This window comes from Yersinia ruckeri ATCC 29473 (assembly GCF_000754815.1).
Classification (GTDB): domain Bacteria; phylum Pseudomonadota; class Gammaproteobacteria; order Enterobacterales; family Enterobacteriaceae; genus Yersinia; species Yersinia ruckeri.
The window spans coordinates 739,140-759,521 of record NZ_KN150747.1 but is presented as its reverse complement, the minus strand read 5'-3'; the positions used below and the strand labels follow the sequence as shown (position 1 = coordinate 759,521).

Sequence of the window (20,382 nt, the reverse complement as noted above, 5' to 3'; positions counted from 1 at the left end):
ATCACATCACGGGCCTGGTGACTTTGACTAACTTATAGTGAATTATACTGAGGCGATTTCACCAATGATAACGCTTTTTCAACCACTGAAACCCCGGCTCCCGGTTTATGAGCATTTTCACTTAAATAACGACGCCATTGACGCGCACCGGGAATTCCCTGGAATATACCTAAAATATGGCGGGTGATATGGCCTAAATAGGCACCACGGGACAGCTCTTGTTCAATGTAAGGATAAAGTGCTTCAATGGCCGCTACGCTATCCGTTACCACCGCTTGTGGGTCAAACAGCTCACGATCCACCTGAGTCAAAATGCTCGGGTTCTGATATGCCTCACGGCCCATCATCACGCCATCAAGGTATTTCAAGTGTTCTTTAGCTTCTTCCAACGTTTTGACGCCGCCGTTAATAGCCATTGTCAGCGCTGGGAAGTCACGTTTTAGCTGATAAACCCGTGGATAATCCAGCGGAGGCACTTCGCGGTTTTCTTTTGGGCTGAGACCAGATAACCAGGCTTTGCGGGCATGGATGGTAAACATATCGCAGCCACCTTGTTCAGCGACCTTTTGTACAAACTCACACAAGAATTCGTAGCTATCTTGATCGTCAATGCCAATCCGGGTTTTCACCGTTACAGGAATGGAAACCACATCACGCATCGCTTTAACACAGTCAGCAACTAAATCCGCCTCCCCCATCAAACAAGCACCAAAGCGACCATTTTGTACCCGATCGGAAGGACAACCCACATTCAGATTGATTTCGTTGTAGCCACGCTGTTCTGCCAGTTTGGCACAATGCGCCAATGCCTGAGGATCGCTGCCCCCCAGTTGCAGCGCCACCGGATGATCCTGCTCACTGTAAGCCAGATAATCAGCTTTACCGTGGATAATCGCCCCCGTAGTGACCATTTCGGTATAAAGCAACGCTTCTTTAGTCAACAAACGGTGGAAGTAGCGACAATGGCGATCCGTCCAATCGAGCATCGGCGCGACGGAGAAGCGTTGAAGGGGGAAATTTGGCTTACCCGTTTCGGCGTTGGATACAGTCTGATTTTCGTGCATGTGCGGTGAGTTTCATCGGTTATTAATAGGTCAATTTCCCGCTGCTTTGGTTGCGTAGCCAATCATCAGAGGGCTGAAGCCGCGATTATACCATAGAACCCAGAAGCCGCATTCAACCGCAATAGCTAATGACTGACCATTTGGCGGGAACTGGAAATGTGACCGCGACGGAGGTCACTCACGGCCTATCTCGGTGATCGCTCCGAGATATGGTAAAATCACGCAAATTATAATGTTGTGGGACGATGACCATGAATGCAATCAACCAAGAAAAGCTGCTTGTTCAGGCCGAGAACCTGTGCAAACAACGAAATGTTCGGCTGACTCCGCAACGGTTAGAGGTTTTGCGTCTAATGGCGCAGCAACCGGGTGCCATCAGCGCCTATGATTTGCTCGATCTATTGCGGGTTTCCGAGCCGCAAGCCAAGCCTCCGACCGTCTACCGTGCGTTAGATTTTCTTCTGGAACAGGGATTTATCCATAAAGTTGAGTCGGCTAACAGTTATGTACTCTGCCATCATTTTGAAGAGCCGCTACATACTTCCGCACTGTTTATCTGCGATTCCTGTGGTCTGGTAACGGAAAAAACAACAGTAGGAATTGAAGAAGCCTTGGAATTATTGGCAGAACAATCGGGTTTTGCGCTGCGTCACAGCGTCGTGGAAGCTCATGGTCTGTGCGCGATATGTGGAGAAGTTGAAGCCTGCGAAAACCATGAACATTGCGATCATGACCACAGTGTAGTTTCTAAAAGAAAATAGTGGCTGAAAAACTCAGTCTCACGGCGTGAGATATTGAGTAAGAATTTGGCAGCGATAGCAGCCGGCAGATAACTTGATTGGTAAGATAATGGTAAGGTTTAAGCAAAAAACACCGTGTGTAGACCCATTTCACACCAATATTTAATTTTTCCCGCATATTGATGCGTATACCACGCAGCACCGGTAAGGAGCCGTGTGGTATCTATGCTGGTTTCTTTTGTACTGACAGAAATGAAGCGATAAGGCCGTAGTGGTCGGTACTGCCATCTTGGGGCAATCCGATACAAATCACCAGACAAGTGCGATGCGGCAAGGGTTAAATCCAGTCACCGTTACGAATGACGCCAACAGCCAAACCTTCAATGGTGAAACTTTGCTCACGCAAATCGACAACAATCGGCTGAAACTCACTATTTTCAGGCAATAACTGAACAATATTACCCTGTTTCTTCAATCTCTTAACCGTAACTTCATCGTCAATGCGTGCCACAACAACCTGGCCGTTTCGTACATCCTGAGTTTTGTGTACGGCTAATAGATCGCCATCCAGAATCCCGATGTCTCTCATGGACATACCGTTAACCCGTAACAAAAAATCTGCATTTGGCTTGAACAGTGACGGATCGACTTTGTAATGCCCTTCAATATGTTGCTGTGCCAGCAAAGGCTCACCTGCGGCAACCCGACCAATCAACGGCAGTCCTTCTTCGTCTTCCATTAACAGACGAATACCGCGTGATGCACCGGAAATAATTTCGATAACCCCTTTGCGTGCCAGAGCTTTCAGATGCTCTTCCGCAGCATTAGGAGAGCGGAACCCCAAACGCTGTGCGATCTCGGCACGTGTCGGTGGCATGCCGGTTTGCGAAATGTGATCGCGAACCAAGTCATAGACCTGTTGCTGTCTGGTAGTAAGTGCTTTCATTCCGCCCCCTGTTTGTTTATACAGTTTAGCTGTGAGTATATACAGCCAAACTGCTCTTGGGAACCAAAGAGTGAATAAAAACAGGGATTAATGGCTGTATTATTCTTCACCACTATTTGCTCTTTCCCTGAACTATGCCAAATTCCAGTGCTGCCACAGCACTGAACCCCAGACAAACGCAGCCAGGAGAAGCGTGAGTAGAACCGCTGCGGAGCCCATATCTTTTGCTCGACCGGATAATTCGTGCCATTCGCTGCCAATACGGTCTACCACCGCCTCAATTGCGCTGTTGATCACTTCGACAATCACCACCAACACGACGGAACCGATCAATAAAATACGCTCTATCGCTCCCACATCCAGCCAGAAGGCCAGTATAATAGCAATAAGTGCCGCTACGGTTTCCTGGCGGAAAGCCGCTTCATTTTTCCATGCTGCGGCCAAACCTTTCGCAGAGTAACCCGCCGCTTTATAGATCCGGGTTAGTCCAGTTGATTGATTAGACATGAGTTATATACCTTTTTATTAGATTGATCATAGTTTCACTGCTTTCATCAGTCTGATCACCACAGATCTCAAAACGAGTTTCTGGTATCCTTGCGACGAATTGCTAACAAGAGGCTTCACGTTGTTATGTCAGGTTGGCGTAAAATATATTATAAGTTACTGAATTTACCACTTAAATTGTTGGTAAAAAGCAAGGTAATTCCTGCAGATCCCGTGACTGAACTGGGTTTGGATCCTTCACGTCCTATTCTGTATGTTTTACCTTATAACTCTAAGGCTGATTTGCTGACAATGCGAGCGCAGTGTCTGGCGCAAGATCTGCCGGATCCATTGGTTCCCTTGGAGATTGACGGCGTACAACTGCCAAGCCATGTCTTTATTGATAATGGCCCGCGGGTGTTTCGCTATTACGCTCCAAAGCAGGAGTCAGTAAAGTTATTCCACGACTATCTGGATCTGCATAGTAATAATCCTGATTTGGATATTCAGATGCTGCCGGTATCCGTGATGTTTGGTCGTTCTCCCGGTCGTGAAGGCCATGGTACACCGCACCTGCGCGTACTTAATGGCATACAGAAATTTTTTGCCGTTCTGTGGCTGGGTCGCGATAGCTTCGTGCGTTTCTCCACGACGGTTTCATTACGCCGGATGGCCAGCGAACACGGTACGGATAAAACCATCGCCCATAAGTTGGCGAGAGTGGCACGCATGCACTTCTCCCGCCAGCGTCTTGCCGCAGTTGGCCCAAGTCTGCCGGTGCGTCAGGAACTATTTAAAAAGCTGCTGTCCTCGAAAGCCATTGAGAAAGCCGTAGCCGATGAAGCTCGCACCAAGAAAATTTCTCATGAGAAAGCCCAACAAAACGCTATCAATCTGATGGAAGAAATTGCGGCCAACTTTTCTTATGAAGCCGTGCGTTTGTCCGATCGGGTATTGAGCTGGACGTGGAACCGCTTATATCAGGGTATCAATGTTCATAATGCCGAGCGGGTGCGCAAATTGGCGCAAGATGGCCACGAAATCGTTTATGTGCCTTGCCATCGCAGTCACATGGACTATTTGTTGCTGTCTTACGTCCTGTATCACCAAGGTTTGGTGCCGCCGCATATTGCCGCCGGTATTAACCTGAATTTCTGGCCTGCCGGGCCGATTTTCCGCCGCTTGGGCGCATTCTTTATCCGTCGGACCTTCAAGGGCAATAAGCTTTATTCTACTGTATTCCGCGAATACCTCGGTGAACTATTCACCCGCGGCTATTCCGTCGAGTATTTTGTGGAAGGTGGTCGCTCTCGTACCGGTCGTCTGTTAGAGCCGAAAACCGGTACTTTGTCGATGACGATTCAAGCGATGTTACGCGGCGGCTCTCGCCCTATTACGCTGGTGCCGATCTATATCGGTTATGAACACGTCATGGAGGTAGGGACTTACGCCAAGGAATTACGTGGAGCGACCAAAGAAAAAGAAAGCCTGATGCAGATGCTGCGTGGGCTGCGTAAGCTGCGTAACCTTGGTCAGGGCTACGTCAACTTTGGCGAACCTTTACCATTGACGACTTATCTCAACAGCAATGTGCCGGAATGGCGCGATGCTATCGACCCGATTGAAGCCCAGCGCCCAAGCTGGCTGACGCCAGCGGTAAACGATCTCGCGGGCAAGATCATGGTTCGCATCAATAATGCTGCGGCAGCCAACGCCATGAACTTATGTTCTACCGCGTTGCTGGCTTCCCGTCAGCGTTCACTGACCCGTGAGCAACTATTGGAGCAACTCGATTGCTATCTGCAACTGTTGCGCAATGTGCCTTATGCCAAGGATGTCACGGTTCCGGATAAAACGCCGGAAGAGTTGCTGAATCACGCGTTGAAAATGAATAAGTTCGAGGTAGAAAAAGACAATATCGGCGATATCATTATCCTACCTCGTGAGCAGGCAGTGCTGATGACTTATTACCGCAACAATATTCAGCACTTATTGATCCTGCCATCGTTGATTGCCAGCATGGTGATGTACCACCGCCGTATTAGCCGTCCCGAACTGCTACGCCAGGTTGGTATGATTTATCCTATGCTTAAAGCCGAGCTATTCCTGCATTATACCAAGGAAGAACTTGGGGCAACGCTGGATACGCTGATTAACGAATTGGCTCGCCAGCAGCTGATTTGCGATAAAGGTACTGAGCTGGTGCTGAACCCGGCACGTATTCGCCCATTACAGTTGCTAGCCGCCGGTGTACGTGAAACCCTACAACGCTATGCGATTACTTTGTCTCTGCTAAGTGCGAACCCCAGTATCAATCGGGGGGCTCTTGAGAAAGAAAGCCGAATCATGGCGCAGCGTTTGTCGGTCTTGCATGGTATTAACGCACCGGAGTTCTTCGATAAGGCAGTATTCTCAACGCTGGTTGCCACGCTGCGGGAAGAAGGTTATATCAACGATATTGGCGATGCGGTTCAGGAACATACACTGGAAGTTTACAATATGCTCAGTAACCTGATGACACCAGAGGTCAAGCTAACGATTGAAAGTGTCAGCATGCCTGCCGAAACCAGTCATCAATTACCGGCACCGGATCAACCGGTATAATGACCAGAGCATAGCGACAAAAAAGGCCAGATTCTGGCCTTTTTTATTGATCGCTGGCAAATTTATCACCGCGATATTTGATTACCAGTAGCTCAGTAATATCCCCAGGAATAAAACCAAACCCACATAGTTATTATTCAGGAATGCCTGGAAACATGGCTCACGCTGGCGTTTGGCGATCATTTTCTGCTGGTGAATAAACAACGCACCAGCCAGTAAAACTGACCAATAAAATGCGCCACCAAGATGCATCAGATAGCCTATAACCGCCATCAATACCAACGTAGCCAGTTGCAACAATCCAACGATTAGCCGGTCATATTGGCCAAACAGAATCGCCGTCGATTTTACACCAATACGCAAATCGTCATCCCGATCAACCATGGCATATAACGTATCGTAAGCGACCGTCCAGCAAATATTGGCCAGCAACAATAACCAGCACACTACAGGCAGACTTTCGCTAACGGCGGCAAAACCCATTGGAATTGACCAGCCAAACGCCGCACCTAATACCACCTGTGGCAAATGGGTTACACGCTTCATAAACGGATAAACCCAAGCCAGCGCCAACCCTGCTAATGACAACCAAATCGTCATACTGTTTAACGTTAAAACCAGACCGAAAGAAATCAGTACCAATACGGCAAATAAAATTTTGCTTTCTTTCTCACTGATGATTCCGCTAGGTAATGGACGCGAAGCGGTGCGTTTTACATGACCATCAATCTTACGGTCAGCAAAATCATTTATCACACAGCCTGCTGCTCGCATCATAAAAACGCCCAACACAAAAACAATCAATATTTTGATATCAGGAATACCGCGCCCTGCCAGCCATAATGCCCACAATGTTGGCCACAGCAACAGCAGCGAACCAATGGGTTTATCAATTCGCATCAAACGGCAATAAGCATGCCATTTACTTTGAGAAATACTTCCCTTCAATTTATTTGTCTCCCAACTATCCAGCCAACATCAAACCAGAGGTCACTGATATAACGGTGATGCTGGCAAAAAAACCTCAGTCAGTAGTAACGGTTTTCCCGACAAGCGTAACAGTGAGCGGCGCGCCCACAGTTTTCCCTGCAAACCGGTTTGAATATAGTCCCGTGTCAAAGCATCGCCACTGAATAAATAGCGCCCCAAAGGGACGGTACCCAAATCAACCAGTGCCCGATCGGCGCCCGAAAGTGTTTCTTCAGGCACCACCGTCCGCCCCAGTAGCCAAGGTTGTCCATCACCACACAGAATAACCTCACGTAGCCAATAGCGCTCACTGACCGGCAGGTGCTCAGCCTCTTCGCCCAACTCATCGCGAGTAATAAAACGTTCCTGCTGGGGTTCGATATGTACTCGCTGGCAATGCTGCTCAAAACGACGGGTCATCGAGCCCAGTTCCATCAGCCACTCGGCGACGTCTGCGTGGAGACCCGGCTGCTCAATAGAACGCCATTGAATAGGTTTTAGAATTGATGCCTCGCCGTCTGACATTCGGCTCGCTCCCGGCGGGAATACATTTTGTCTCCCCGTAATTGGTAAATAAGCCGCTATTGTAGCGCAGAATTCACCTTTGGTGACACGTCAGGTCGCATCTGATGCTCATAACCACAATTGCGAGTTAACTGTGTCACATCAGTGGAATAGATAAGAGAAATTAATTTAATTTAGCAGAGATTATTCCATGAAAAATCAAAAAAACTGGGGGCTATCCGCTCTAATAAGGTATCGCGCAAAGTCAGTCTGGGCAGACAACGGAGTGTACATGACAATAGCGCGCGCGGCGTAAGTCCAGAATAACAAAGCGCAGATACCATTCCTTGATCACAATGAAAAAAGGTGCGCCACGGCGCACCAATCATCCAGCCATATTCGGCAGCGCTGGGTATCTAGCCCTTGCCTTTTACACTACCAATAAAAGTTTTACGGGCTGAGGTAGAGCCCAGTTTCTCTGCTTCATTTAGCAGTTTTAGTGCCTTATCTACATCACCGGCGTTTATTGCTTCTTTAATCGCCTGATTGAAATAGCTTTCAGTGTCATTGAGCATCGGTTCTACCGGTTTGTTGGTGGGTGCTGGCGCGGTGTTGACAGCTTGGGTATTACCGACGATGACCGGTGCTGGCGCGGCTGGCTGGGTGAAACCAATCATAATGTTACCCATACTTTGCTCTGCGGTAGCTTTGATTTTCAGCATACCAGTCGGTGAATGCCGCGCGATCGGATCGGGAATATTTGGTACAGCGTTACCCACCCCCTGAGCATAGGCTTTTGCCGGGTCGATCAATTGGGTGGTTTTTGTCAGATCTTGTTTAGTGGTGTAGACCAGCAGATAGATCTGTTTTTGACCCAGCGCTGGCGTCAGTTTCAGCACCCCTTCAAGGCGGTCGAAACTCATGATACCCGCTTTTTCATAGGTAAAATAACTGGACGGATAGTAAGCCGCCGGACGCATTTGCTCGTCCAATACCAACACGCTTGGGGAATAAAGTTGATTATTGATAACTTGGCTACTGAGGGTGATTTCCATTGAGCCGCGATCGGCAGGCAGAGTAAAGGCCGCGACGGCACCTTCTATCTCGCCTTGAGAAATATGTGGGCTGGCACTGGTCAGTTTAATGTCCTGAGTGGCGGGAGGCACCAGTGGTTGCCACGGTAAGCTTTGTAATGCTGATGGGTTAATGCTCGGTGCAACCGAAACGTTGGCGGGAGAAATCGTTGAGGCGGCCTGCACGACCAGCGGTGCAGTTAACCCCAAGGCCAGCGACAAGCAGAATGACAACAGATTCTTTTTCATTGTTATACCCTCATACATTGAGCGTCAGGGCTAACTCAGCACAGGCAAGGTCGGCAAAGTTAACCCAAATATCGCTTTATATTTGTATGAAGTGAGCCGCAGCCCACTTCATCAAAACAAAACAGCCGTCCCGAAGGACGGCTGTGTCACTGCTGTTACCACCAGGCTTCGAATTGCGCGCCAAAGGTCACTTCATTGTTTTTACCACGGCTATCCGTTCCGATGCTGCCGTTCTGCGCCAGACCGAGATCTGAGCTGCCTTTGACGTTGTCGTAGCCCCACTTCTCATCCCAGTTGGCATAAGTTGCGAAGACACGGATAGCAGGACGAGACCAGATGCTGTCCCCGGCCTGCCACTGTTGAGCCAGAGTCAGTTTGTATTGGCCATTACGGTCGCCAGTACGTTGGGATTTCACGTTATCGTAGCCTGCTTCCAGTAAGGTACTCATGATAGGCGTCCATTTGTACATTGGACGTACACCCACACTGTACCAAGTGGTACCGTTTTTATTATCCCAGTTGGTATCCTGATATAGGGCTACATACATCATGTCCCATTTTTCGGCCAGATTAATGGCTCCGTGGTCAATAATACGCAGCATACTGCCGTTGTTATTCACCAGAGAACCCTGTGAGTGGCCACTGTTCCATGAAGTCATTGAGTCGGTGGCATACTGAACCACGAATTTATTGAAACCGCCGAACATACTTTGAGTATGTTCCGCCGTCAGCAAGACACCATCTTTGGTGGCATCTTGTGCCAATGCGTAACCTTCTGCCGTATTGGCACGACCGTAGTCCACACCAAATTCAAGCGTACCACCTGGGTTAGTTTCCAGTCCGGCTAAACGCACGTCGAATACATCATTAATAGTTTTCTCAGCATCTTTACGCTGATTGTCGATCCAGGCGCTGGAGCCACCGGCTTCGGAGTTACGAGTGGCAGCCAAAGACAACTTACCGAAGCCCAGATCGATATTTTCCAGACCGGCACCCGGGCCAGAGATATCCCAGTAGTAGAAGTCGATCATATGAACATCATGACGTTGATAGAAACGTTTACCGGCCCACATGGTGGAACCAGGCAACCATTCGATCAAATTTTTACCCTGCACGTTAGCTTCGCGGAAAGCGGGATTGGTCGATTCCCAATCATCACGCTGTGATACGGAATAGGCTACGTTGGTGTCGAAATAGAAGCTTTTATCCCCTTCTTTCCACAGCTCCTGGCCTAATTTAATTTCCGCATAGGTTTCACATTCGTTACCCAGACGGTACTTACTTTGAGCACCCGTCGCCTTGAAACATTGTTGTTCACCGCCGCTCCCAGTCCAACCGATACCGGAGCGCGCATAACCGTGGAAATCTACGGCCATAACCTGGGTTGAAAGGACACCAGCGGCAACAGCCAGTGCTATCGGTAACTTGCGCAGAGTAGTCATCAGAAAATCTCCTGTTTTATTTGCCTAACGGCGTGCGTGCTTTACATTCACAGTCAGTCAACGCCAGGCTCTCGGTGCAGCCTTTTACACGCGGTTCCATCTTCACGGAACAAATGGCAGCGATAAGGCGGCAGACCGATAGCGAATGTTGCACCTTCTTCTACCAGCACCACGTCGTTCTGGCGGTAAACCAGGTTCTGACGTATTGCAGGGATTTGGATATGAATCTGTGTTTCATTGCCCAATTGCTCGACTACCTGAATCGGGCCTTCCAGCGTGACTTCCGATTCGCTGCTCGGCAGTAGATGCTCTGGCCGAATACCCAACGACATGTTGGCTCCGACCTGTACGCGATCGCCTTCGACCGGTAGCCAGACCAATTGACGATTTGGCAGCTCGATTTGCACCTGACGAGGTTCGACCGACGTGACCTTCACCGGTAAGAAATTCATTTTTGGCGAGCCGATAAAACCGGCGACAAAACGGTTGGCGGGGTAGTGATAAAGCTCCAGCGGTTTGCCCACTTGCGCCACGTTACCGGCATCCAGCACCACAATTTTGTCGGCCAGCGTCATGGCTTCAACCTGATCGTGGGTGACGTAAATCATGGTGCGTTGCAAGCGCTTGTGTAGGCGGGAAATTTCGATACGCATCTGCACCCGCAGGGCAGCATCCAGGTTGGATAACGGCTCATCCAGCAAGAACACATCCGGTTCTGCCACCAGCGTACGACCAATGGCCACCCGCTGACGCTGCCCACCGGAAAGCGCTTTTGGCCGACGGTCGAGTAAGTGAGCCAGTTGCAGCACTTCCGCCACCTGATTGACCCGTTGATTGATTTCGGCTTTCTTGGCACCAGCCAGTTTCAGACCGAAAGACATATTTTCAGCCACTGATAGATGGGGATACAGTGCATAGGATTGGAATACCATGCCGATACCACGCTCGGCTGGCGGCACTTCATTCATCCGTTTCCCACCGATCAGCAACTCACCCGCGGTAATATCCTCAAGGCCTGCAATCATGCGTAGTAGCGTTGATTTTCCGCAGCCTGATGGGCCGACAAATACCACAAACTCACCGTCTTCAATTTCCAAATTGACGTCTTTGGAAATCACGACCTCACCAAAGGCCTTATCAACGCCCTTTAGCGTTACGTTAGCCATGCATCACTCCTTTGCTTGCGCAAACAGCTTTTTCATGTGAACCAGATTGAAGAAAAATGGCGGAAGCAAAACCCGGTATAACCCATTGATGACTCCCAGCACTCTGATGACTTTCTCTCTGCGCGCCGTGCCGCCAAGCCAATAGCAAGGTTGCCTCGGACGGCGTCGCCGTCTGAGTATACGGCTGCAAATTAATCAGCGCTTCAATACTGCTATTCCCCATACCATCGCCGTTTCCGTCACGGAAACTGATCGGTTGAAGCCGATAACACGGTGGATAAGAAATGGCTCGCGCTGGCAACATAATTCTGGCCCTGCAAACTGGAGTTAAAATTGATGTTGCTGATAGTGCGGGAGTGTCACCGTTTGGTAATCATCCGTAACAATGTTTTTTATGGGGGAGGAGATGGGAGGATGAGAGAGGTACCCGTGCCAGTGAAAGTTCCAGCCGAAAGACAAATTCGTGATCCTGCTTACAAATTTCGACCAGTATTTTTGTGCCTAACCCCACAGAATAGGCCGCAGTGTTAACCCAGTCACAATAACCCGCTCGGGGGCGTAGAGGGGGGGAGGATGAGACTATGTCCAATTGTGACCCAATATGGCAGCGTCAGAAATTGCAGCGCACCGACATGATGACTACGCTGCCGCTGCCACCTCACATTGTGATTCACGGCTACCCGTTAAGCGGCTATTGATTCACACGAAAGTCGATACCCACAAAATTGGATAAAAGGATTGGATTATGACTCACAGTTTCATGAAGTCCGGCGTTGGTAAGACCGCTCGAGTCTTAGCGCTTTCCGCGCTGACAACGTTGGTACTCTCCTCCTCCGCTTTTGCCAAAATTGAAGAAGGTAAACTGGTTATCTGGATCAATGGTGATAAAGGCTATAACGGCCTAGCCGAAGTGGGAAAAAAATTCGAGAAAGACACCGGTATTAAAGTGACCATTGAGCACCCCGATAAACTGGAAGAAAAATTCCCGCAAGTTGCGGCAACAGGCGATGGCCCTGACATTATCTTCTGGGCTCATGATCGCTTCGGCGGCTATGCACAATCCGGCTTACTGGCCGAGATCCATCCATCTAAAGCGTTCCAGGACAAATTGTTCCCGTTCACTTGGGATGCTGTGCGTTTCAACGGTAAGTTGATTGCTTATCCAATCGCCGTTGAAGCCTTGTCGCTTATCTATAACAAAGACATTATCAAAGACGCGCCAAAAACCTGGGAAGAAATTCCGGCTCTGGACAAAAAACTACGAGCCAAAGGCAAAAGCGCCATTATGTGGAACCTGCAAGAACCCTACTTTACTTGGCCAGTTATCGCTGCCGATGGCGGTTATGCCTTTAAAGTTGAAAACGGCATTTATAACGTGAAAGACGTCGGCGTCAACAACGCTGGGGCGAAAGCCGGTCTGCAATTTATTGTCGATCTGGTGAAAAACAAACATATCAACGCCGATACGGATTACTCCATCGCCGAAGCCGCTTTCAATAAAGGCCAGACCGCGATGACCATTAACGGCCCGTGGGCCTGGTCAAATATCGACAAGAGCAAAATCAACTACGGCGTCACGCTGCTACCCACCCTCAATGGCCAGCCATCCAAGCCTTTCGTTGGCGTATTAAGCGCCGGTATCAATGCCGCCAGCCCAAATAAAGAGCTAGCCACTGAATTCCTTGAAAACTATCTGCTGACCGACCAAGGCTTGGCTGACGTGAATAAAGACAAGCCGCTGGGTGCCGTGGCGCTGAAATCCTTCCAGGAGCAGTTGGCGAAAGATCCGAAGATCGCCGCAACCATGGCTAACGCCACCAAAGGCGAAATCATGCCAAATATCCCGCAAATGGCGGCATTCTGGTATGCCACTCGTAGTGCGGTATTGAACGCTATTAATGGTCGCCAAACCGTGGAAGCGGCATTAAACGATGCCGCAACCCGTATTACCAAGTAACGGTTCTGCCTGTTGAAAGGGCACGGTATTCCGTGCCCTCAACCCAATAGTCACGTCAGATTGCAGTACTGTAGCTGCCACAGAATAGCCAAAATAGTCACAAAAGGGACCCGTTATGCAGTTATCCCAAACCGAGAGTTATGGACGCAAAAAGAAAGTCGCCTGGTGGCAAAGTGAAGCGTTGAAATGGCTGGCGATCGGCCTACTCAGTCTGCTTACCTGTTATCTCATCGTATTAATGTATTCTCGAGGCGAATACCTTTTTGCCATAGTGACGCTGATTCTGGTTAGTCTTGGGCTGTACGTGTTTGCCAACCGCCGTGCTTACGCCTGGCGCTACGTTTATCCCGGTGTGGCCGGTATGGGACTGTTTGTCCTGTTCCCGCTGATTTGCACCATCGCCATTGCTTTTACCAACTACAGCAGCACTAACCAGCTAACATTTGAACGCGCCCAGTCAGTCCTGATGGATCGCCAATTTCAGACCGGTAAAACCTACACTTTCGGTCTCTATCCTGATGGTGATAAATGGCGTTTACAGCTCACTGCGCCAGATAGCCCACAACCGCTTATTTCCGAGCCTTTCAGCTTTGATATGCTGGCAGGACAAAAAATCAAGCTCGAACCCGCCAGCGCTGACATTTCGACAGAACGCGCAACCCTGCGGGTTATAACCCAAAATCGACAGGCGCTGAATCAACTGGTTGCCGTACTGCCAGACGGCGGTGAACTGCGGATGAGTTCACTGCGCCAATTCGCCGGTACCAGCCCGTTGTATCTGTTAGCCGCCGATGGCAAAGAACTGACTAATCAACAGACCGGCGTTAAATATCGACCCAATGTCGATGTCGGTTTTTATCAGGCGGTCAATGCTGATGGACAGTGGGAAAACGAGAAACTCAGCCCCGGTTTTACCGTCACCATTGGCTGGAAAAATTTCCTGCGAGTACTGCACGATGAAGGCATTCAAAAGCCGTTTATTTCCATCTTTATCTGGACCATTATTTTCTCGGTATTGAGCGTAACCTTTACTGTTGCCGTAGGCATGGTTCTGGCCTGTGTCGTGCAATGGGAAGCGCTAAAAGGCAAAGCCATTTACCGCGTCATGTTGATCCTGCCCTATGCGGTGCCATCATTTATTTCTATCCTGATTTTCAAAGGATTATTCAACCAAAGCTTTGGCGAAATCAACCTGATGTTAAATCACATCTTTGGTATCAAACCGGAGTGGTTCAACGATCCTCTGACGGCCAAGAGTATGATTTTAATCGTCAATACCTGGTTGGGTTATCCCTACATGATGATCTTGTGCATGGGACTACTGAAGGCGATTCCCGACGATTTGTATGAAGCATCGGCAATGGATGGCGCGGGCACTTTCCAGAATTTCTTCCTGATCACTTTCCCGTTGCTGATTAAGCCGTTAATACCGCTGATGATTGCCAGCTTTGCCTTTAACTTTAACAACTTCGTACTGATCCAGTTATTAACCAACGGCGGGCCGGATATGATCGGCACAACCACCCCTGCGGGATATACCGACTTACTGGTCAACTATACCTATCGCATTGCTTTTGAAGGCGGCGGTGGACAAGACTTTGGCCTCGCAGCAGCGATTGCTACGCTGATTTTCATCTTGGTGGGTGCCCTGGCAATCCTCAATTTGAAAGCCAGCAAAATGAATTTTGACTAAGGAGGAGAGGCAGATGGCTATGGTTAAACCTAAATCCCAACGTTTGCGTCTATTACTCACGCATTTCTTGATGCTGTGCTTTATCGCGCTGATTATGTTCCCGCTGCTGATGGTGATTGCCATTTCACTGCGGCCTGGCAACTTTGCAACGGGTAGCCTGATTCCGGATCAGATCTCGTGGGAGCACTGGAAACTGGCGCTCGGCATGAGCGTGACTCACGCGGATGGCAGCGTGACACCACCGCCGTTCCCGGTCATGCTGTGGTTGTGGAACTCGATCAAAATCGCGGTCATCACCGCCATCGGTATTGTTTCCCTGTCTACTACCTGCGCCTACGCCTTTGCCCGTATGCGCTTTAAAGGGAAAAGCACCTTGCTGAAAAGCATGCTGATTTTCCAGATGTTCCCGGCAGTATTGTCATTGGTCGCCTTGTACGCCCTGTTTGATCGCCTTGGTCAATACATGCCGTTTATCGGCCTGAATACCCATGGTGGTGTCATCTTTGCCTATATGGGTGGGATTGCCCTGCACGTTTGGACCATCAAGGGTTATTTCGAAACCATCGATAACTCACTGGAAGAAGCCGCCGCACTGGATGGAGCCACGCCGTGGCAAGCCTTCCGCTTGGTACTGCTGCCGTTGTCAGTGCCCATTCTGGCGGTGGTGTTTATCCTGTCGTTCATTGCGGCTATTACCGAGGTACCGGTAGCCTCCTTGCTGCTACGGGATGTCAATAGCTACACTCTGGCGGTAGGAATGCAGCAATATCTCAACCCACAGAATTACCTGTGGGGCGACTTCGCGGCGGCGGCCGTTTTGTCTGCCATTCCTATCACCGCGGTATTTCTGCTGGCACAACGCTGGTTGGTCGGCGGCTTGACTGCCGGTGGAGTGAAAGGTTAACAGGAATCGTTTTGCAGGTGCAGATGTCTGTGTCGGAGGACTGCACCTGTAGGTTACAAAGCATGCCACTGCTTACTTTGTTCGTCTTGCCTCTTGGTAATGTGTCTTTACGGCGGCCTTTATGGCCGCCTTTTTTATTTTATTCGCGTTTCAAACGTTCGGTATTTGCCAGATATAACGTCACCACCAGCAGTAGGATAGAAGCGGAATAAATCAGCGTATCAATCGGATTTTCGTGATCGACAATAATCAGTCGAATAATCGCGGTAATACCAATATAGATAAAATAGCGCAGCGGGAAGTGATAACCCGATTCGAAATACTTCACTATCAGGGCGATAAACTCAAAGTAAAGGAAGTAAATCACAATCCCTTCAATCAATTTGTAGGAAGAGGTTTCCTGATTATTGGTAAACAAAACCTGCCCCAAATGAAAGGTTTCTTTAACCAGAAAGACCACCAGAATAGCAGCCAGAGCAATTAAGCCCACATTTAATAATCGTTGTAGATTTTTTGCTATCCATTGCGAGCGCGAATTTTTAGCCATAGAGACTCCCACAAAACAAGGAAAAACAGCCTGAAGTCATCACGAAATTTCTACTTTCAGACCGAAAAAAGGCCCCTTACACCAGTAAGAGGCCAATTATAATCATGATTCAGAGAGTGCAAACTCCCCTGACTTAACGCCAGTTTTTGAACCGATTAATCAACGCATTGGTAGAACTGTCATGACTGGTCACTGCCGCGTCATCAGCCAGTTCTGGCAAGATACGGTTTGCCAGTTGTTTACCCAACTCGACACCCCATTGGTCAAAGGTGAAGATATTCAGAATGGCTCCCTGGGTAAATATTTTATGCTCATACAGAGCAATTAACATCCCCAGGCTGAACGGTGTAATTTCACGTAGCAAGATGGAGTTAGTTGGACGATTGCCTTCAAATACTTTAAACGGTGCTACGTGAGCCACTTGTTCAGCCGTTTTACCTGCCGCCGCGAACTCAGCTTCCACTTCAGCCAGTGATTTACCGAAGGCCAGAGCCTCTGTTTGCGCAAAGAAGTTAGACAGTAATTTGGCGTGGTGGTCACTCAATGGATTGTGGCTAATTGCTGGCGCGATGAAATCACAAGGAACCAGTTTCGTCCCCTGATGAATCAGCTGATAGAACGCATGCTGACCATTGGTGCCCGGCTCACCCCAAATAATCGGGCCAGTCTGATAGTCAACCGGATGACCATTGCGATCAACATATTTACCGTTGGATTCCATGTTGCCCTGCTGGAAGTAAGCTGGGAAACGATGCATATATTGGTCGTATGGCAGAATAGCTTCAGTTTCAGCGCCAAAGAAATTGTTATACCAGATACCAATCAGCGCCAGTAGAACCGGCAGGTTTTTCTCTGCTGGCGTTTCGGCAAAGTGGCGATCCATCGCATGTGCGCCGCTCAGCAGTTGCTCAAAGTTATCGAAACCGACAGACAGCGCGATCGACAGGCCAATAGCCGACCACAGGGAATAACGTCCACCGACCCAATCCCAGAACTCGAACATATTCGCAGTATCAATACCAAACTCGCCAACGGCTTTACTATTGGTGGACAGTGCAGCGAAATGTTTCGCCACGTGCGCTTCATCCTGCGCCGTCGCCAGGAACCAGTCACGGGCGCTGTGGGCGTTGGTCATGGTTTCTTGAGTGGTAAAGGTCTTAGACGCCACCAGGAACAACGTGGTTTCCGGGTTTAGCGGTTTCAGCGCCTCGGCCATATGAGTGCCGTCAACGTTGGAAACAAAATGCATATTCAGATGATTTTTGTACGGACGCAGTGCTTCCGTCACCATGTAAGGGCCGAGATCTGAGCCACCAATACCAATGTTCACAACATCGGTAATAGCTTTGCCTGTATACCCTTTCCACTCACCGCCAATCACGCGATCGCAGAACTGTTTCATCTTGGCCAGCACCGCATTCACTTCTGGCATGACATCTTTACCATCAACCAGAATGGGGGTGTTACTGCGGTTACGCAAAGCAACGTGCAATACTGCGCGATCTTCGGTTCGGTTAATTTTTTCACCGGAAAACATTGAGTTAATCGCACCAGCCAGATCAGTTTCTTTCGCCAGCGCCTGCAATTTTTCCATGGTTTCAGTGGTAATGCGGTTTTTTGAGAAATCCACCAGCATTTGGTCATCGAAAGTTGCTGAGAATTTCTCAAAACGCTGCTTGTCCTTGGCAAACAGATCGCGGATTTGCACCTCTTTCATCTGTTCAAAGTGTTGTTCTAACGCTTTCCAGGCAGCGGTTTGACTAGGATTTACATTTTTCATAGCGGCGCTCTTCTAGGCTTAAGGATAATGAAACGAATGCGTTAATTGTATCCTGTTAGCCTGTGATTGAGATCTCTTTTCTTGCGATAGGCATTATCTCTTGATCTGAATCGTACTCTTTCACTTTTTTAGCACTGGGATTTCCGTCAATCCTTTTGTGTGGATGCAGAATGTATGGGCACCCACAGCACGTTGACTTGCCCTTTTCTGGTGCTTATGGAGAAAAAAATGGGTGGCAGAATAAAAAAATTCCTTGTTAACCATTAGTCATATCGTTGGGAACGAATGTATTTTATAGATAATCTCAATGCTATCTCTCACCCTGACCGCAGAATCCGCCACCATCGTTACTTCGCTCTCAATAGAGATGAAAAAACTTCATTGTGCCACCGTTGACAGCCGCCCGAGAACCCGTTATTCCTAGACGCCTACTTACGCAGCGCGTAAGCCAGAAGAGGTGCGTCGCCCAGGTAAAATGTCGGAGGAGCCGTTATCCGCTGAGGGCATTCAAGGGGGAGCGACGCCGAGACGTGATGACTTCGGCTATCACCACGTCGACTACAGGGGCTGAATCTCCTGGGTTGTCACCCGATACCGCTCACATTGAGCGATTAGCAAGGTGGAGCGCTTCTGGGTGTACCCTAGCGTATTCTTACGCTTGTGCTCCCTGTCTCCCGCTCTTCCCTTGTGCCAAGGCTTATGGATTTTGATGACCACCTACGATGGCATCCTGACACGAGGTTTTTTTAGATGATTTATGCAACCCCCCAACAGGCTACTGTCGTCGCAAAATTCGGTGGAACCAGTGTTGCCGATTATACCGCCATGAGCCACAGTGCCGACGTCGTTCTATCCAATCCGGAAGTTCGCCTGGTTATCCTTTCTGCTTCTGCCGGTATCACTAATCTGCTGATCGCCCTTGCCGAAGGCTGTGAAGCTGAAACACGCATTGCCCATCTCGACGAAATTCGCCGCGTTCAGTACGAGATCCTGGCTATGATCACCGATACCGCAGCCATCCGCGATGAAATTGACCGTCTACTGGGAAACCTGACCATACTGTCAGAAGCCGCTAGTCTGGCCACTTCTGCCGCGTTGACCGATGAGCTGGTCAGCCATGGCGAAATGATGTCCACGCGGTTGTTTGTCGAAATCCTGCGCCAGCGTGGCGCTGCTGTAGAATGGTTTGATGTGCGCAAAGTGATGCGAACCAATGACCGCTTTGGTCGAGCCGAACCCGATACCGTTGCGCTGGCAGAGTTGGCTAAAAACCAGTTGGCACCGCGTTTGATCCAAGCCATCGTGGTCACCCAAGGTTTTATTGGCAGTGAATCGAAAGGTCGCACCACCACACTTGGCCGCGGCGGCAGCGATTATACAGCGGCACTGCTAGGAGAAGCCCTGAGCTTGGATCGGGTTGATATCTGGACTGATGTTCCGGGTATCTATACTACCGATCCACGCATCGTTCCTGCGGCACAACGCATTGATAAAATTGCTTTCGAAGAAGCTGCCGAAATGGCAACTTTTGGCGCAAAAGTGCTACACCCTGCCACGTTATTACCGGCAGTACGCAGCGATATCCCGGTATTTGTCGGTTCCAGTAAAGATCCGGCGGCAGGTGGAACACTGGTCTGCAACACAACCGAAAACCCACCGCTCTTCCGTGCGCTGGCCTTACGCCGTAAACAAACGCTGGTCACGCTGCATAGTCTAAATATGCTACATGCTCGTGGTTTTCTGGCGGAAGTGTTCAATATTCTGGCCCGCCACAATATTTCGGTTGATTTGATCACCACCTCTGAAGTCAGTGTCGCGTTGACATTGGATACCACGGGTTCGACTTCTACCGGCGACAGCCTGCTGACCACTTCGTTATTAACCGAGTTATCCTCGTTATGTCGGGTGGAAGTGGAGGAAAATCTGGCACTGGTAGCGATTATCGGTAACCAACTGTCTCAAGCCTACGGCGTGGGCAAAGAAGTGTTCGGCGTATTGGACCCATTCAATATCCGCATGATTTGCTACGGAGCCAGCAGTCACAATTTATGTTTCCTGGTTCCAGGCGATGATGCCGAGCAAGTGGTCAAAACGCTACACCACAATTTGTTTGAATAAATAACAGTCAGCCGGAGGGTTACCTTCCGGCGCTTTTTCATCTTGGGAAACGCGTGGGTATCTACTCAGATTCAGACGCCATGCCGAACGCAATACCATAGCCAACGTCACTTCCTTTCACTCCCTTCTACGAAATTTCA

Annotated in this window: 16 protein-coding genes, 1 pseudogene and 1 riboswitch; of the genes and pseudogenes, 6 read left to right on the top strand and 11 right to left on the bottom strand. The window is 49.3% G+C overall.

All coding sequences use genetic code 11. The features are described 5' to 3' along the window. Positions 1–32: 32 nt before the first annotated feature. On the bottom strand, positions 33–1,064 hold the full coding sequence (gene dusA, locus DJ39_RS03360; RefSeq protein WP_004719413.1) for a tRNA dihydrouridine(20/20a) synthase DusA: 1,032 nt from the start codon (positions 1,062–1,064) through the stop codon (positions 33–35). A gap of 251 nt (positions 1,065–1,315) precedes the next feature. Between dusA and zur the strand changes: the two genes are divergently transcribed. Next, on the top strand, positions 1,316–1,825 hold the full coding sequence (gene zur / locus DJ39_RS03355; protein WP_038241251.1) for a zinc uptake transcriptional repressor Zur: 510 nt from the start codon (positions 1,316–1,318) through the stop codon (positions 1,823–1,825). 316 nt (positions 1,826–2,141) lie between these two features. Here the strand turns inward: zur and lexA are convergent, their stop codons facing one another. Both lexA and DJ39_RS03345 read right to left on the bottom strand, forming a co-directional pair. Next, complete coding sequence (gene lexA / locus DJ39_RS03350) at positions 2,142–2,750, bottom strand: transcriptional repressor LexA (RefSeq protein ID WP_004719416.1); 609 nt, start codon at positions 2,748–2,750, stop codon at positions 2,142–2,144. 132 nt (positions 2,751–2,882) lie between these two features. Further along, entirely contained in the window at positions 2,883–3,257 is a 375-nt protein-coding gene (locus DJ39_RS03345; RefSeq protein ID WP_004719419.1) for a diacylglycerol kinase, read from the bottom strand. A gap of 126 nt (positions 3,258–3,383) precedes the next feature. On the opposite strand from DJ39_RS03345, the gene plsB reads away from it, so the two are divergent. Further along, on the top strand, positions 3,384–5,840 hold the full coding sequence (gene plsB, locus DJ39_RS03340) for a glycerol-3-phosphate 1-O-acyltransferase PlsB (RefSeq protein WP_004719422.1): 2,457 nt from the start codon (positions 3,384–3,386) through the stop codon (positions 5,838–5,840). An 81-nt stretch (positions 5,841–5,921) separates the two neighbouring features. Here plsB and ubiA read toward each other — a convergent pair whose 3' ends face one another. The 6 genes and pseudogenes from ubiA to DJ39_RS03310 all read right to left on the bottom strand — a co-directional run bounded on the left by ubiA (position 5,922) and on the right by DJ39_RS03310 (position 11,466). Next, positions 5,922–6,788 carry a 4-hydroxybenzoate octaprenyltransferase gene (gene ubiA, locus DJ39_RS03335; RefSeq protein ID WP_038241253.1) on the bottom strand — a complete coding sequence of 289 codons (867 nt, stop codon included), beginning with the start codon at positions 6,786–6,788 and terminating at the stop codon, positions 5,922–5,924. 42 nt (positions 6,789–6,830) lie between these two features. After that, the gene (gene ubiC, locus DJ39_RS03330; protein WP_004719425.1) at positions 6,831–7,334 is read right to left on the bottom strand and encodes a chorismate lyase; all 504 of its coding nucleotides are present in this window, start codon (positions 7,332–7,334) and stop codon (positions 6,831–6,833) included. 395 nt (positions 7,335–7,729) lie between these two features. Next, positions 7,730–8,635, bottom strand: a complete 906-nt coding sequence (gene malM, locus DJ39_RS03325; protein ID WP_004719429.1) for a maltose operon protein MalM — start codon at positions 8,633–8,635, stop codon at positions 7,730–7,732. A 155-nt stretch (positions 8,636–8,790) separates the two neighbouring features. Beyond that, positions 8,791–10,077 carry a maltoporin gene (locus DJ39_RS03320; RefSeq protein WP_004719432.1) on the bottom strand — a complete coding sequence of 429 codons (1,287 nt, stop codon included), beginning with the start codon at positions 10,075–10,077 and terminating at the stop codon, positions 8,791–8,793. Positions 10,078–10,130: 53 nt separating this feature from the next. After that, positions 10,131–11,243: a maltose/maltodextrin ABC transporter ATP-binding protein MalK gene (gene malK / locus DJ39_RS03315; RefSeq protein WP_038241255.1), complete on the bottom strand. Its 1,113-nt coding sequence runs from the start codon at positions 11,241–11,243 to the stop codon at positions 10,131–10,133. 3 nt (positions 11,244–11,246) lie between these two features. Beyond that, positions 11,247–11,466 (bottom strand): annotated as a pseudogene (locus DJ39_RS03310) (hypothetical protein). A gap of 522 nt (positions 11,467–11,988) precedes the next feature. On the opposite strand from DJ39_RS03310, the gene malE reads away from it, so the two are divergent. The 3 genes from malE (at position 11,989) to malG (ending at position 15,797) form a co-directional block, all read left to right on the top strand. Continuing rightward, positions 11,989–13,200: a maltose/maltodextrin ABC transporter substrate-binding protein MalE gene (gene malE, locus DJ39_RS03305; protein WP_038241260.1), complete on the top strand. Its 1,212-nt coding sequence runs from the start codon at positions 11,989–11,991 to the stop codon at positions 13,198–13,200. A gap of 115 nt (positions 13,201–13,315) precedes the next feature. Continuing rightward, positions 13,316–14,893 (top strand): maltose ABC transporter permease MalF, encoded by a 1,578-nt coding sequence (gene malF / locus DJ39_RS03300; RefSeq protein WP_004719441.1) that lies wholly within the window; start codon positions 13,316–13,318, stop codon positions 14,891–14,893. A 13-nt stretch (positions 14,894–14,906) separates the two neighbouring features. After that, complete coding sequence (gene malG, locus DJ39_RS03295) at positions 14,907–15,797, top strand: maltose ABC transporter permease MalG (protein ID WP_004719443.1); 891 nt, start codon at positions 14,907–14,909, stop codon at positions 15,795–15,797. Positions 15,798–15,936: 139 nt separating this feature from the next. Here malG and psiE read toward each other — a convergent pair whose 3' ends face one another. Beyond that, positions 15,937–16,344, bottom strand: coding sequence for a phosphate-starvation-inducible protein PsiE (gene psiE / locus DJ39_RS03290; RefSeq protein ID WP_004719446.1), 408 nt, complete (start codon positions 16,342–16,344; stop codon positions 15,937–15,939). Positions 16,345–16,477: 133 nt separating this feature from the next. Beyond that, complete coding sequence (gene pgi / locus DJ39_RS03285) at positions 16,478–18,124, bottom strand: glucose-6-phosphate isomerase (RefSeq protein WP_004719447.1); 1,647 nt, start codon at positions 18,122–18,124, stop codon at positions 16,478–16,480. A gap of 444 nt (positions 18,125–18,568) precedes the next feature. Continuing rightward, positions 18,569–18,762, top strand: a riboswitch (Lysine riboswitch). 112 nt (positions 18,763–18,874) lie between these two features. On the opposite strand from pgi, the gene lysC reads away from it, so the two are divergent. Continuing rightward, complete coding sequence (gene lysC, locus DJ39_RS03280; RefSeq protein WP_004719452.1) at positions 18,875–20,242, top strand: lysine-sensitive aspartokinase 3; 1,368 nt, start codon at positions 18,875–18,877, stop codon at positions 20,240–20,242. Positions 20,243–20,382: the final 140 nt, after the last annotated feature.